Below are 15,305 nucleotides of genomic sequence, written 5' to 3' on the forward strand. Positions count from 1 at the left end.
CGGGCGGGCCGACCAGATGTGCGGAACGCGGGGAGGCTGTTCCAGAGGGCTTCTCGACAGGTACGCCGACCTGCAGTTCAGAGTGGATGTGGTCTGTCACGTCGGTGCCTCACGGGATGCGGAAGGTGAGGCGGCACCAGAGCGCGGGCGTGCGATCACCCCGGTGCCGCCTCACGGCTCACTTGCCCAGCTGGGTCAAGAACTGGCCGTTGGCCGCGGGCGTGCCGACACCGGTCACGGTGTCCCACCCCGTGGCGGACTGCAGGGTCTGCGGCCTGTCGTCGAGGTTGACCAGGTAGTTGTTCGGGTCCGTGGGCACATCGACGTTGCGCCACGCGATCATGATCGGCGTCCACATCGCGGCCTTGACCGGCGTGACGTCGGTGATCGCCGAGCTGCCCTTGAGCTTGTAGATCGCGCCGTTGAGGAACCCGAATCGACTGACCTGCTGGGTCTGCTGGGCGTTGGCGACCAGTCCTGCGATCACCGGTGTGCCGAGCGACGTGCCACCACCGGGCAACAGCTCGAACACGCCATCCTTGTTGGTGTAGCCCATGCCCATGCCGGTGAACGCGTCGGAGATCGCGGAGATGTCCGGCACCGCCCGCTTGCCGCGCGCGACCGTGTCGGGCACGACGCCCTTCTGGTAGTCGGGCATGTCGTAGCGCAGCGACACGCCGCCGCCGGCACCGCCCGCGAAGCGGCCGTCACGATCCTGCTGCGCGACCCACTGGCCACCCGACAGCGTGAAGCCCGAGGTCTGCCAACCGGCGGTGAACTTGACCTGGTTCGCCGAGTCCAGCGCCACTGACGTGCCGCCGATGCCGGTGATCCACGGGTGCACGGCGGGCCAGCTGGCCTCGGGCCGGCCGTTGAGCAGGCTGTTGTCGCCCTGGTCGCCGGAGCAGAACAGCAGCGCTTGTCCTTGGATGGCCGCCTGCAGTGCGATGGCGTCGACCTGCTCCCGTTCGGTGGCCGGAATGTCGGACTCGCCCTCGAACAGCCAGCTGTTGCTGACGATCGACACCTTGTTCTCCGCGACCGCCTGGTTCAGTGCCTCGTAGAGCGCGGCACAGGAGCGCGCTCCGTAGTAGGTGATCTTCGCGCCGGGTGCGAGGGAGTGCACGGCCTGCACGTCCATCGTCTGCTCGGCCGCCCAGATGTCGGTCCCGCCGCACTCTTCCTCGTACTCGAATCGCGAGGGCGCCACGGCGGTGTACTGGCCCTCGGCCAGCGCGGGCCAGCCGTACGTGCGGCCGGCGCGGTTGGTGTCGGCCACCACGGTGGGCGAGTTGTAGGCCGCGGTGATTCCGATGTGCTGGCCCGCGCCGGTGTTGGCCGCGGTCAGCCCGTAGATCGCGCGCAGCTGTGCGGTGTTGTAGCCGCAGATGTCGTTGCTCTGCATGCCGTTGCCGTGCATCTGCGGCACGCCGGTGTTGTTGACCGCGCCCCAGTACGGCGCGCAGTCGGTGCCGGCCGCCTGAGCGCCCGCCGCGGCCTGCACACCGGGACGCGGCGCCCGTGTGCCGGTGATGTTCTGGGGGACAACGGTCTTGGCGCTGTCGTCGATGCCCACCACCGCGGTCACCACGCCCGCGAGCTCGCGCGGCAACGCGAGCGGCTTCTCCGGCGCGACCAGGATCTGCTCGCGACCGTCGTGCGCCTTGCGCTTGTAGGTCGACAGCGCCGTGGAGAACGCCGACTCCAGCTGGCCGTTGGTTCCTTCGACCGAGATGAAGTGCCGGTTCGGAGCGACCGAGCCTACGGTCAAGCCCTTGCCGCGCAGCCAGTTGCTGACCTTGTCCACACTGGCCTGTGTCGGGGCGAACCGCTCGGCGAACTGCGCGGACGACAGGAACTTTCCGTGCTGGGGTGATCCCGGCGTCGACACCGCCTTCGCCAGCGCCTGTGCTCCGCGCTTGTCGCGCAACTGCAGGGCCACCTGTACCTGCCGCCGCTGCCCGTCGTCGGCCTGGCCGACCTTGCTCTGCGACGACGCCCAGCCAGGCGTTGCCGCCAGGTTCAGCTCGGAGTCGACTACCTGCGCGGATGTCGTCGGTGTGATGAGTCCGGCGAGCACGGCCGCCGCGACCATCACCCCCGCGACACGGGACGGTCGGAATGACATTGATTGTTCCCCCGGATATCGGATCGATTCATCACACCGGTATTTGCGACACAGCACGAGGGGCAGAGCAGTTAGTCGCCGCAGTGGACTCGCACAATGAATTGCTGCCTCTGCCGACCTTGTCCTCGATGCCGCCGGTGCGGCCAGCATCCCTCTGCCAACTCTGTGATCAGCACATATGGTGCCGGTCGCCGCAACCCTGCCTCATGCGCGATACGGCGGTCAACAGTTCTACGGTGATTAACGAGAGAAAAACAATAAGCTCGCAGAAATCGAGACGCGTGCATGCCGAACTGCTCGCGGCATCATGGCCGCGAGCATGCGCAAATGGGAATCGGGGGCTGCATCCCGAGGCGTAGCTGCGCAGGTCGTCCGCGAGCGAACCCCAGGAGCGCGTGCGTATGCGCTGCATCGTGAGCGAGCGAGGCAGATGGAGGGCGGTCCCGCCGTGGCCGGAAGCCCATCTTCCGACGCGCGGCGGGACCGCGGCGGCCGCGGCCTGGGAGACGGGTGGAGCTGGGGGCATCCACAACGCGACTCGTGGCGGCGACCTGTCAGGGAGAACAGAGAGGAGAAAGCCGCCAGTGCGCGGGCCGGGACCACGCGAATCTTCTGGATCGGCCGCGGATGCGGTCGAGGACCAGAAGAGCCGAAGCTGGGCAGCAGACGTGGTCCAGGTGGGATCACGACCCGCGCACCGACGGGGCTCATCAGCCGACCCGAGTCTTCGGGCCGATGTGGACGGCCTTGGCCGCGGGTGTGTGCGCGGTACACGCACATCCGTCGCGCAGCGTGCCGAACACCTCGTAGGACCACCAGGTGTGTGTGGTGTCGTCGAGCTCGTAGGCCGCCGGGCGAACCGCGGCGGGAATCACCCTGCGGCCTCGGGTGATCGCTGGACGCCGGGGCGTGAGGACCCCGGCGAGTGGATCGATGTCAATACGCGGCTCGCGCACCATCGAGCAGCAGGTGGTGAGCAGCGCTGAGATCTCGGCCCACAGCGTCTCGGTGAGTCGGCCTTCGACGCCGGCGCCGTAGAGGGCGAGTGCACACCGGCCCTGGATCTGCTCGAACTGCACCTCGAGTTGCAGGAGCAGGCCTACCTCGGCCAGTACGCGCTTCGCCTCCCACAACGCATGCAGAGCCGGTGCGCCTACTTGCTCGCGCAGGTCGAACAGCTCGGGGTGATTGACCGAGATCAGCTCATAGTCGATGTGCCCGCACACCGTCCGCGCCACACCGTCCCAGCGTGGGGGACGAACGTGCCAGTCGACCAGCGCCGCGACACCTTCTGGCACCACGGTCTGCGAAGGATCCAGGCGTCCGCCACAGCTTCCGGGTTCGGGCAGGAAGAGTACGTGCGCTTCACCGCCTCGCTCACCCCGCAGGTGCGTCTGTTGTGCTTCTTCCTTCACGCCGACATCCCCCAATGTCGCTCACGACGCCACGGCTCGGCCGCGACAGCTTTGTTGTAGCGCGTGACGCGCCACCTTTCCGGCGGGTGGCCTTGTGCCGCGCGAGCGTCGAGTGTTCGTGGTTCTTGCGTTGGACAGCCCCTGGATCTGAGAGCTGCGGCGGTCCAACGTCTAACTGAGTCCGGTTGATCAGCTCGGTGCTTGTCACACCATCGCATCCTCTTGACTCTGAGTCACGAGCTACGGCCGTAGAATCCGAACATGTCACTCGTATGGCCTAGCCACTGCTGCAACATACCTGGTGACGATCTACAGGACCCGCCGCGAGTTGCTACTCTGTGTCACTTTATGTCGTCACGAGCGCTGTTTGCGCCACCGGGATGAGGACTGGCGGGGTACGCGACTGCACTCAACCGGGGACGACCTGGATTTTTATCTAACTGACTCCGGTATCTCACTGTGAGTGATCGATCCAACTCGGGCCTGGCGTGTTTGTGCACGAAAAGAGGCATCTGGTGCGTGTCGGTGTCGAGCTTGGCCAGCGTGTTCGCGCGTTTTGGTGACTGTGCGTTGACGTCATGGGTAAGGTAGCCGCGATCGTGTCAACGGGGGACGCAACCGAGTTAGACGTTGTCGGAAGCTGCCTCAGCCAGCGGCTGGAACACGCCTGTCGGCGTGCGCCGGAGGAAGTTTCTGCGATCGCAGAGGTGTGATGGCAGAGGCACGAATGGGGGGAGTCCAATGCAACTCACCACGTGCATTCACAAGCAGCTCGCACGGCGCTTCGAGCCCTTGGCTCAGACATGCGACGAGGCGGCCCCGTCACGCGGACCGCCTCTGAAGCATCGGAGCCGATGTGGACTTCCCCATCCAGCCGGCTCTCCACGAGGTCCTCGGGCGGCAACCCGAAACTCCTCTACACCACACACCGGTGTCACAACCGGTGCTCTAGCTAGCCACTCCACTGCGTCGAGAGGCCCTTTCTCGTGCCCACGATAACCCGTGCGTACGACGCTGTCCAAGTTCAGGGCAGTGTGTCGTGCCCAATTCCGCTACCTGCACTGCGGTCAAACGAACTGCATCGTGCGTGCACCAGAACAGCCACGGCGAAGTACCGGCTGATAGCCAGTGACGCAGGCCGACGATGACTGTGTTTGCCGCGCCGAACTCCACGACTGACTGCCCCTCGGGAGTTGACCGAGGCCTCCTGTACCAACTCTTCACCATGAAGATCACTCCACGTCGGCGTATACGCGTCGACTACAGCCTCAAGCACGGGTACGACGACTCGATCCCCGTACCCGCGACTCCTCCCGATGTGCCACACGCGATCTACTTGGCGGACAGCCGAATGATCTTTCGCCTGATTGCCCTCGACCTGGACGCAAGGCCCCACGGCGAAGCCGCAGTTCTGACCGACTTGAACCGGATCCGCGCATGGCTTGACACCACCGGTATCCCGTACCTAGTTGCCCGCTCCAGCCCCCAGGAAGGGCGCCACGTGTGGATCTCGATCCCTCGCGGCGTTTCCGCGCAGCTAGTCGCCATCCTCGCGGACCGCCTGCGGGCCGCCGGCCTGACATCACTTGACTACGGACTCTTGAAGAACCCACGAACAGGATGTGTTCGGCCCCCTGGTGCTCTGCACCGTACCGGAGGAATGTCCATACTGGACCCAACCGTGCACGGTGTCATCACACCGCAAAACCTCGGTACTATCGCGAGCCGGTTCACCTGTGGAGCAACAGAAGCAGCCATCGAGGCGCTCGTCCACCTTCTCCCCACAGACATGCAAGCTCCGGCTTCACCAAACGCATCCGAACAGCGCCTGGCCCCCCTTGCTGAACCCGACCGCAAACGTGCCGTGCCAGTGCTCACTGATGAGCACGGAATGCCCTTCCTCGAAGGACGCCGGCGCGACCTGAGTGCCTCGACCGCAAGCCTGCTTAAGGCTTCCCTCGCCGGCCAGGACTGCTCGGCCGTTCTGCACGCAGTTCTCCTTGGAGCCGTGTTCGCTCGATGGCGATTCAGCGACGTGGAACCCTGGCTTGAAGACAACTCCGTCACCGCAGTTGAGCACTGCAGGAGCGAGCGTCTTCCCTCCATGACCGGCCGCTCGGCACGACCTGCGCATGTAGGCCATACGATGCTGCGCCGAGCGTGGGCACGAGCCGTGAACGCAGCCGCCACGCTTCCAGCTTCAACACCGCGTCATCCAGCAGATGACTTGCGACTCGCACGTGTCATTGCCGCGGTCGAGCGCATCAAGGCAGCTGCTACAGCAATTCCCTGGAGATGGGCCGGCAGGGCGGGACCGGCCGACGAGGCAGCGCTCCACGCGGCGCTGCAGGTAGCACTCGAGGCCCAAACCTTGACGATCGATCTCGACATCCGCAGATGGGCCGAACGAAGTGGACACGGGCGATCGACCATGCAGCGGGCGGCGTTGCGCCTGACGGCGGTGGATGACAGCGGTCGACGCTGGCTGGAACGTGTAGCGGTTGGAGAGGGACAAAAGGGCTCCACATGGCGGTTGTTGGATCCTGCCGAGAGTCGTGACCGGTCGCATGTGGACAAATCTGGGACACAAGGGGAACCCGCCGCCCCTTGTCATGTCTCTGCTGCTTTGGTCTGTGATGAGGGAATGTCGAAGGAGCGCGTCCCGACTAAGGGAACATTTTCAGCTTACACTGAAACCATTATGGTCAGTGATGGTGATGGGCAGCTTGGCGGTAGTGCTGGCCTGAAAACGATCATGGACTGGTGTGGGCACCATAAACACGATGTCTGGACGTACCGACTGGGCCTTGGTCACCACGCTGCGCGCGTGATGTGGGCAGTTGCCAGGGGCGCCCGTCACACGTATGAAATTGCTAAGAACACTGGCTACCCTATAAGTCGTACGATTCACTATCTCAACCAGCTTGCCAAACTTCACCTTCTACGCCTGGACCGCGGAGCGCGGATCAACCACGGTAGCGAAAGCCTTAGTAGCGCTGCGGTAGAACTAGATGTCATGGGCACGGGAGCGCGTAGAGCTCTACGGCATGCGGTGGAAAGAATTGTTTATACGTGGTGGCGTGATGAGCTTGAATGGCGATCGACGCGTGGCAAGCGGACCTTGCGCAGAGGCAGAGGAGGAGGTCAGAGGGTCGGACTACGGCACCCGAGTCAAACCGCTCTCGGTATCGCGACAGGATCGCGTGCGAGGTTCGGCTCTTTCCCAACTCGCACAGGTGCAATTGATTCCGGACGCGCGAACTTCAGCGTTGCGATGGCGACCGTGGCCGCGCATCTCGGAGCAGATGCCGCGTGTACAAATGCGAACAACCTCGTGAAGTAAACTGTTGTGAGACCGCACTGAACGGCGCGGCGGCTGGCATGCAAATTGTCCGCCAGTTCTAGGCTCGATCCGGACGTCGTCAAGGTCGCGTCGTGAGCGGGGCTCGCGCTGGTGCGTGCTGGGTCGAGCGAAGTTGTTCTGTGGTGGTTGCGGTTCGTGCGGGACGAGCGTGCCTCGGCCTGCTGGCCAACGGCGATGATGTGACGGGCCGCGCTGCTACCGCAGCGGCGGGCAGGTCGGTTTGAAGGCCACTCCTGGAGGGTGCTCCTTCCACTCGCTTTCGGTGAAGCCCCGGCCTGCTGCGTGGCGGGTCAGGCTGCGGTCAGGGTCGTACGAGAGGTCGCGCAGTGCGCTCAAGGGCCACACAGACCATCCGCCAGGATGAGCGGAGCCTGATGGAGTCGCCGACGACACGTGTGGTGTGCGACCATGAGTTCCCTGGCGGTCCTGCGTTCGGCAGGAGGACCTTGGGCCGTGAGTCCGGGCCGAGCGGGTTCAGATGGATCCCGCGTTCCTTCTCGACGGCGATGATCCCGGCTCCGGTGCGACTACATTCGACAATCGCCTACCGAACCCCCACCGAAACACGCATCACCTGCGTTGCGTGAACACCCCGTGTCCGGGACCGGGGACAACTCGAACGGTTGTGAACGCCAGGTCATTGTCTCTCTAGCGATCACCCCGTACGTCTCACACCGTCACGCTTGATCCGAAGGGTAGCGCCCTGCCTGCAACGCAGGCGTCTTCTCCTCTATCCGGGACTGGGACTGGAGAGAGCGAGGCCCTTGGCTCGACGCCGAGTCGACCTGGTGCCCACTCTGGTCGCCTAGATATGCGCAACGGCGCGGACAACTCGCTAGCGCGACTCGATCAATCGGACAGAGCCGGCTGCGTGGCTTGGATCCCGCTTTGATCCTGAAGCCTCGGCGCTTTGGGTCGAGGCTTCAGCAGGTGTGGCGGCTAATGCGGCCTCCAGTCCAGGTCAACCAGCGCCCACGCAGCGCGCATATCTTGGCGACCTGGTAGCGCGAACGAGTACCTCGTCGCGGCTCTCGCCGACTCGAGTGGGTAGTTGCTGCCTGTCGGCCTCGATCGTCAAGCCTGTTGGCGATGCCACGCCGCTTCGAACCCGCGTGGTCGCCTCCTTCGACGCTGCGCATGCCGTGCAAGAAAGCCGGAGGATGACCGTTGTGTCGCGTTCTTGCGGTTGGCGGCTGAAGTCCACGGCCACGGGTGAGTCACACCTCGCTAAGCATGAAGTCCCGCGTCTGTTGCAAGGCAGAGCGTTCGGCCACGCCACACGCATATCTAGGCGACCGTGCCGGCCGAACAGGCACCTCGTTGCGCAGACGGCTGTAGCACGCTGCTGGGCAATACGGCGATCGGCCGTGCTTCTACGAGGATCTCGCTGGCTAACGCCGAGTGCAGACTTCTAACGCGGACAACAGACAGCGCTCTTCCGCCACGTCGGCACGCACTTCAGGCGGATCCCCAGCAGGACAGTCTAATGTGGACGACACCCGCATCGGCAGCCCTCAATGCGGAGCACACGGGAACATGTATGAGGTGTGTTCGACCACACAGCCGTAGTCATCCGTCCTCCCGACGAGGCAAGGCAAGTCGATCACATGTTGACGGACGACGACCTTTGGTTCTGATCGGCTGCATGGGTCCTTGTCCACGCATATCTAGGCGACTGCGAGCTCCGAACGAAGGAGAATGGGTCCGGTGCTGTCTAGCGGCAGGGCACGAAGGAGCCTCGGCAGTCCACGCATATCTAAGCGACCATGCGAGAACTGGCAGATCAGCGGGCACCCCGACGTACTCGAAGCCGGAGGGGCGGCGACTTGGTTGAGGCATCTTGTCTACCCACGCATATCAGGGCGACCTGCCGCCGTCGGAGTGGAGCGCAGACTGCAAATCGCAGAAGATGTTCACCCGCATACCCGCGCGCCCAACCAGATCAAGCCGAGTGAACGGGCCCCTACAACCTGCTGTGGCAGACCGATGCGTCGGGCCTGTGGATGCCATGTGGACAACATGTGGACCGCTCCGCCGGTCGGAGCAGTTGTGCACGCATACGTGGGCGACTCTCTAGTGTTTTGCCAGCTCGCCCAGAGCGGGGTCTATCGCATATCTAGGCGACCGCAAGCCAGCGAGGCGCATATCTAGGCGACCGCGTACCAGCCATAACGCCCGCTAGCACGCATACGTAGGGGACCTCAACGCATATCTAGGCGACCGCCTGTAACTGTTTCTGCTGGTAGATAGCTCTTTTCTGAGGTCCCCCTGTAGTTCTTCCTGTAGTAAAAAACTCCTGTAGGTAGTAGGGCCCTCGCCGCCTGTTTGTCTTGTCCGACTGAAGCTGTCGGTGTCCGGACCTAGTTGTCGGTGGTGTTGTCGGTGTCCGGGGGTACTTGTCGGGGCCGGTGAGGCGGCCCCGACGCCGCCCGAGAGAATGCCGCGGTGCCGACGCTTGATCATCTCCCTGGCGGGGCGCCGCAGGCGCTGGCTGAGCGGTTCGAGCTCGCGTACGCCGACGAGGGCGGTGAGCAGCGCGTTCCGCTGACCGAGGCCTGGTCAGTGCCGTTCGAGGCGTGCACGCCGGTCCGCGGGTTCCCTTCATACAAGGGGCAGCGGCACTACAACGGCCGCTGGTGGACGGCCACGACCGGCACGTTGGTGGGCTACGAGTCCTGGCTGGAGCGCGACCGGCTGGTGCTCCTGGACTTCGATCCGGACGTCGTCGGCATCGCCTCCCAGCCGTTCTGGCTGTTCTGGACCACGGCGGAAGGCAAGGCCCGCTCGCACGCGCCCGACTACTTCACCCGCCTCGCTGACGGGTCCGCGCTGGTGCTCGACGTCCGCTCACCGGACCGGATCAATCCCCGCGACCAGGCCGCGTTCGACGCGATGGCCGAAGCCTCCGAGGCGCTGGGCTGGCGCTACGAGGTGGTCGGGGCACCACCGGAGGCGTTGCTGGCCAACGTGCGCTGGCTGGCCGGCTACCGGCACCCCCGCCATCACCTCGACGACGTTGCCGACGCGCTGCGCGCGGCCTTCGCCGCTCCGGCCGGGCTGCTCGACGGGGCCGAGGAGGTCGGCGACCCGATCGCGGTGCTGCCGGTGCTGTTCCACCTGCTCTGGCGGCGTGAGCTGCACACCGACCTGGACCGGCCCATGCACCCCGAGGTCGTGGTCACGGCCGAGGCGGTGGGCTGATGACGTCGCCAGGGGCTGTTCTGCGGGTCGGTGACCGGGTCGCGTTCGACGGCGACGAGCACCTCGTGGTGGGCCTGGCGGGCACCGCAGTCCGGCTGCGCGCGGACGCCGGCGGCGAGCAGGTGGTACTGGCCGGGCACCTGATGGCCGCTGCCGATTTCGCGGTCTTGGACAGCGTCAGCCTGCCGGTGATGGAGCCATTCGGGCTGCTGGAGTCGCTGCCCGCAGAGGCGGTCGCCGAGGCGGAGCGCTGGCGCGATCACCTTGTGGAGATGGCGACCGGGCTGCCGCCCGGCGCGGCACCGGGCACCGCTGCGCGCCCCGGTTTCGACCCAAGCACCACCTCGGCGGCCGACCGCTTGCAGGCCAAAGCCGCCGAGCTGGGCATCAGCGCGCGGACGATCGAGCGCAAGCGCGCCCGGTTCGAGGAGCAGGGGTTGTGGGGCCCGGTCGACCATCGCGCCACGCGCACGTTCGAGGCCACCGGGCAGGCCGACGCGCGGCTGGTCGCGGTGCTGCGCGAGCTGATCACGGCAGAGACCGACGCGTCGACGGGCACGCGATCACGGCTGATCCGTCGCGCGAGCAAGCGGGTCGAGGAGCTGCACGGCCAGGGTGTGGTGCCGCTGCCTGGGCGCAGCGCCTTCTACGAGCTGGTGGACCGGATGACGGTCGGGCACCACACGTTCGGCTCTGCGGTCACCCGTCGGCAGACGGCGAACCGGCCGTCCGGCTCGTTCACCGCGACAGCCGCGGCACGGCCTGGCGAGCAGGTCCAGATCGACTCCACGCCGATCGACGTGATGGTCCTGGCCGCCGCCGGCATCCCGGTCCGCGCCGACCTCACGATCGCCGTCGACGTCGCCACCCGCACCATCTGCGCGGTGCTGCGATCGGTCGGCACCAAGGACGTCGACGCCGCGCTGCTGCTGGCGAAGATGCTGGTCCCCGAACCGATGCGGCCGGGATGGGCCGATGCGCTGCGGATGTCGGCATCTCAGCTGCCGCACGAACGGCTGCTCACCATCGACGCGCGGATGCGGGAGGCCGCCGCGCGGCCGGTGATCGTCCCCGAGCAGGTCGTGATCGACCACGGCAGGGTCTACATCTCCAAGACGTTCGCCCGCGCCTGCGAACGGCTCGGGATTTCCATCCAGCCCGCGCGCAAGGACACCCCGACCGACAAGGCCGTGGTCGAGGCGACGTTCTCGGCGATCAAGACGCAGTTCGCGCAGCACGTCGCCGGGTTCAAGGCGGCGAACACCCAGCAGCGCGGCCGCGATGTCGAACCCGTCTGGACGCTGGACCAGCTCCAGGACCTGCTCGACGAGTGGCTGATCGTCGGCTGGCAGCACCGCCCGCACGACGCGCTGCGGGACCCGCACGCGACCCGGCGCAAGCTCACGCCGAACGAGCGCTACACCGCACTCGTCGCGATGGCGGGCGACCTGCCGCTCACCCTGACCGGCACCGACTACCTCGAACTGCTGCCGGTGAAATGGCGCGTGATCAACGCCTACGGCATCCGGATCGACTACCGCACCTACGACTGCCGCGAGCTCGGCGACTACCGGCGCGAGCACTCGGGGCTGACCGGAAAGCGCGGGCTCTGGGAGGTCCACTACGACCCCTACGACCTCTCGCAGGTCCACGTCCGAACGCCGGAGGGCTGGGTGAGCGCGCCCTGGGCGCACCGGGCGATGGTCACCGCGCCGTTCGCGGACTTCACCTGGCAGCACGCCCGTCGCCTGGTCGCCGAGTCCGGTCGCGACGTCACCGAGACCGAGATCGCCCGCGCGCTGGACGCGCTGCTGACCCGCGCCGAACACGGCCCGGACAAGGCCGGCGCGAGGGTCGTTGCCCGCACCCGCACCGCCGCGGCCTCGCACCGGCCCGCGCTGCCCGCTGCGGTCGACGTCGTTGACGAGCACGCATCCCAAGCCGATCCACCGTCCGCACAGGACGCGCAGGTGATCCCGTTCGGCGTGTTCGACGCTGACGCAGAAGCCGAAAGGTGGCTATGACCGGCCTGCTGACCGGGCTCGACGACGTCGAGCAGCTCCCGCCCGACGAGTCGCTGACCACGAAGGAAGGCTGGCGCCGGTTCGTCACCCACCAGCCCACACCACCGGTCTTCCCGGACGCCGCCGAGCTCGCGGCGCTCTCGCCTCGGGCACGGGCCACGCTGGTCCAGGCCCGGCGCGACTACCACAGCGATTTGCCGCTCGCGCACACGCCGGTACTGCGGAAACTGCTGGCCACCGGCCGGTTGCTGGTCCAACTCAACCGCGGCCAGATCTCCGCCCGGCGCGGCATGATCCTCTCCGGCGCCTCGGGCACCGGGAAGACCACGGCGCTGAGCCAGCTCGGGCGCACGCACGAACGCGCCGTCCGCAAACGCCATCCCGGCCGGGCCGGTGAGGACCGGATCCCGGTCGTCTATGTCACCGTCCCGACCGACGCGACGCCGAAGATGCTGGCGGTCGAGTTCGCGCGGTTCTACGGCGTCGAGTTCAGCGCGCGGGCGACCATGCCCGACATCGTCAACACCGTCTGCGCGGTCGCCGCCCGCACGCACCTCGAGTTGGTGCTGATCGACGAGATCCACAACATCCTCGACACCCGCGCCCGCGCCGAGGTCTCCGACCAACTCAAGTACTTCGCCGAACGGCTTCCCGCCACGTTCGCCTACGCCGGGATCGAGGTCGAGGAACGCGGCATGTTCGCCGGGCCGCGCGGCCGGCAGATCGCCGGTCGGTTCACGCTGATCGACTCGACGCCGTTCGACTACGGCACGCCCGAGCAGAAGACCGCCTGGCGAGCGCTGATCGCCACCTTGGAGCAGTCGCTGCGGCTGCACCAGCACCATCCGGGCACGCTCGTCGAGCTCGCCGACTACCTCTACGAACGCACCGGCGGCGCGATCGGCAGCCTCTCGATGCTCGTCCGCGGCGGCGCCGTCCTGGCCATTGACGACGAGAGCGAACGCATCACCACCGACCTGCTCGACCTCGTGCCACTGGACCGGGCCGCGACCAGCACGACCCCGGCACGACGACGGGCGCACGCTGATGGTCTCCCGCCTGCCCATCACGATCCGGCCCGCGCACCAGGAGATCGCCGTCTCCTACCTCGCCCGGCTCGCCGCACTCCACGACCTGCCGGTTCAAGACCTCTGGCAGCAGGTCAGCCGTCCCAAAGGCAACGGCAATCCGACCCGGCGCCTCGACGGCGACCTGCTCGCCACCGTTTCCAACCAGCCGCGGCACCGGCTCGACCGCGCCATCGTCGAGCTGATCACGCCGGAACCTGACTGGCTCGCGCTGCGCCACCAGCCCCAGCTCGGCTGCTGGCGCTGCAACGCCCGCCACCGCGGCGGACCGGTGCTGCACCTGCTCGGCCACCACACCTACGTCTGCACCCGGCACGAGATCTGGATCGGCCCGCCCGACCAAGTCGAGCATCCACAACCGAGCCTGGCCGAACTGCCCGAAGTCGTTGCCGCCCAACACCGGCACCTGCGGCTGCTGCGCCGGATCGGCCCGGCCGCGACGTTCGACGCGGTGCTCACCGGGTTCCTGATCTGCGCGCACCGCTGGAACTTCGCCGACCTCGACACCGCGGCCGACAGCGACGCTTGGCACGACTGGGACCGCCGCGCCGATCTGCTCATCCCGCCCGGCACCGAGGACGAAACCTTCAGCACGTCCCGGCTCTTCGCAGCCGCCTACCCCGAAGCGATCGCGGTCGCCGAGCTCATCGGCTCCCTGCACTGGCGGCGTCTCGCGGCCGGCGGACCGGACGACCAGCGCGTGTTCGCCGCCGAGATCGCACGCCGCCTCGGACAGCCCAACTACCGGCCCCGCGCGTTCCAAGACCCCATCGCGCACTGGATGGAACAGGACTGCTGGCAGCCACCGAGCCTGCCCCACACCGACTACCGCAGCCTCAAGACCTTCGGCGGAGCCACCTTCCGCAAACCCACCAAGGACAGCGACAACAAACGCCGCACCAGCGCGCTCTGGTTCAGCCGCCACCACCGCGGCGACGCGATGCTGCACCACCGCACCCTCACACCAGTCGTCCTGCGCGACTGGTCACGCAAACTCGAACTGTTCACCGCCGCGCTCGAACTCACCACGAACACCAGGACCCAACCGCCCAAGTCGCTGAAACTGCTCACCGGCAAGGAGTTCGCCACCTTCAAGGCCAGCGACTGGGTCCGACCAGAACCAGCGCCATCGCCCTACCTCGACACCGCCGTCGAACCGGTCGGCTGGCCAACACGATCCGGCCCACGAACTCCTCCTGGCACCCGACCACGACTTGCCCACGAGCACCGCGGCTACAACCGCGCGCTCACCAACCCGCTCCGCCAGGACCGCGTCAAGCCCGACAGCGCAAACCAGGGCCAAGACGATCGCTGACACCCGATCAGCGCAATCAGTCAAAGTTTTGACCAGTCAAAGTTTTGACCGTATGATCTTGAGGGTGATGACCGACCATGCAACCCCCCAGGCAGTCGAAGACTTCCTCAACGAGCGACGGGCTCTGTTTCGCGCCTTCGACCACGACCTCAGGCGGGGCGTCAGCGCAAACGAGATCGCGAGAATGGCTTCCCGCGCCGTGAGCAGGCCCGTCGTGCTGGCCTACCTCAACGCCAAGCAGCTGGCCGCGGACGTCCGCCTGGTCTTGCGGTCCGCCAAGCTGGACGGCACCTTCGGCGCCGAGATCACGGGAGAGATCGGCCGGGGATCACGTGCCGTTTGCATCACGCTTGCTGTTGACCCACAAGAGATCGAGCGGGACCAAGACACCCTCGTCGCGCACCTCACTGACGCACTTCTTGCAGAGGGCATTCGACTCGAGACGCCCAAGCAATGCTCGATCGCGGATGCACTCTGGGACGGAGAACTCGTTGAGCTCCACCGGTCGCGAACCACGGAGGCAACCAAGGCTCAAGGCAGCTCGGCGAAGTCATCCTCCTCGGCACGTCACAGGAATGAGGGCATGCGCGTTGGAGACCCGGCGGAGTTCCGCTACGACGAACCCGAGCTCGGCATCTCGGCCGGCACCCCCGGAGTCGTGACCGCAATCCGCACGCCGGACGATGTCGACTTCACGACCGCCGATGGCCGCAAGTTCACCACCGAGCTGGACATGCTTGATCCGGTCACAACCGATTCCGCCAACTAGG

At 66.5% G+C, this 15,305-nt stretch carries 6 protein-coding genes; 4 read left to right on the forward strand and 2 right to left on the reverse strand.

Annotation, left to right across the window (positions count from 1 at the left end; translation table 11 throughout):
• Window positions 1-178: 178 nt before the first annotated feature.
• Together ACZ7CF_RS34670 and ACZ7CF_RS34675 are read right to left on the reverse strand one after the other, a co-directional pair.
• The gene (locus ACZ7CF_RS34670) at window positions 179-2,128 is read right to left on the reverse strand and encodes a S53 family peptidase (protein ID WP_470371729.1); all 1,950 of its coding nucleotides are present in this window, start codon (window positions 2,126-2,128) and stop codon (window positions 179-181) included.
• Between the two features lie 710 nt (window positions 2,129-2,838).
• The gene (locus tag ACZ7CF_RS34675; RefSeq protein ID WP_470371730.1) at window positions 2,839-3,543 is read right to left on the reverse strand and encodes a hypothetical protein; all 705 of its coding nucleotides are present in this window, start codon (window positions 3,541-3,543) and stop codon (window positions 2,839-2,841) included.
• 5,809 nt (window positions 3,544-9,352) lie between these two features.
• Here ACZ7CF_RS34675 and ACZ7CF_RS34680 point away from each other — a divergent pair.
• The 4 genes from ACZ7CF_RS34680 (at window position 9,353) to ACZ7CF_RS34695 (ending at window position 15,304) form a co-directional block, all read left to right on the forward strand.
• The gene (locus ACZ7CF_RS34680; protein ID WP_470371731.1) at window positions 9,353-10,108 is read left to right on the forward strand and encodes a TnsA-like heteromeric transposase endonuclease subunit; all 756 of its coding nucleotides are present in this window, start codon (window positions 9,353-9,355) and stop codon (window positions 10,106-10,108) included.
• Complete coding sequence (locus ACZ7CF_RS34685; RefSeq protein WP_470371732.1) at window positions 10,108-12,132, forward strand: Mu transposase C-terminal domain-containing protein; 2,025 nt, start codon at window positions 10,108-10,110, stop codon at window positions 12,130-12,132. The genes ACZ7CF_RS34680 and ACZ7CF_RS34685 overlap by 1 nt, the downstream gene beginning before the upstream one ends.
• Entirely contained in the window at window positions 12,129-13,421 is a 1,293-nt protein-coding gene (locus tag ACZ7CF_RS34690) for a TniB family NTP-binding protein (RefSeq protein ID WP_470371733.1), read from the forward strand. The genes ACZ7CF_RS34685 and ACZ7CF_RS34690 overlap by 4 nt, the downstream gene beginning before the upstream one ends.
• Window positions 13,422-14,599: 1,178 nt before the next feature.
• The gene (locus ACZ7CF_RS34695) at window positions 14,600-15,304 is read left to right on the forward strand and encodes a hypothetical protein (RefSeq protein WP_470371734.1); all 705 of its coding nucleotides are present in this window, start codon (window positions 14,600-14,602) and stop codon (window positions 15,302-15,304) included.
• Window position 15,305: the final 1 nt, after the last annotated feature.

The sequence above is a fragment of the Lentzea sp. NPDC036955 genome, assembly GCF_055608005.1.

Bases quoted from the DNA above. Each gene is read 5' to 3' on its own strand.
- ACZ7CF_RS34690 (WP_470371733.1), top strand. From the start codon at position 12,129: ATGACCGGCCTGCTGACCGGGCTCGACGACGTCGAGCAGCTCCCGCCC.
- ACZ7CF_RS34685 (WP_470371732.1), top strand. From the start codon at position 10,108: ATGACGTCGCCAGGGGCTGTTCTGCGGGTCGGTGACCGGGTCGCGTTC.
- ACZ7CF_RS34670 (WP_470371729.1), bottom strand. From the start codon at position 2,128: ATGTCATTCCGACCGTCCCGTGTCGCGGGGGTGATGGTCGCGGCGGCC.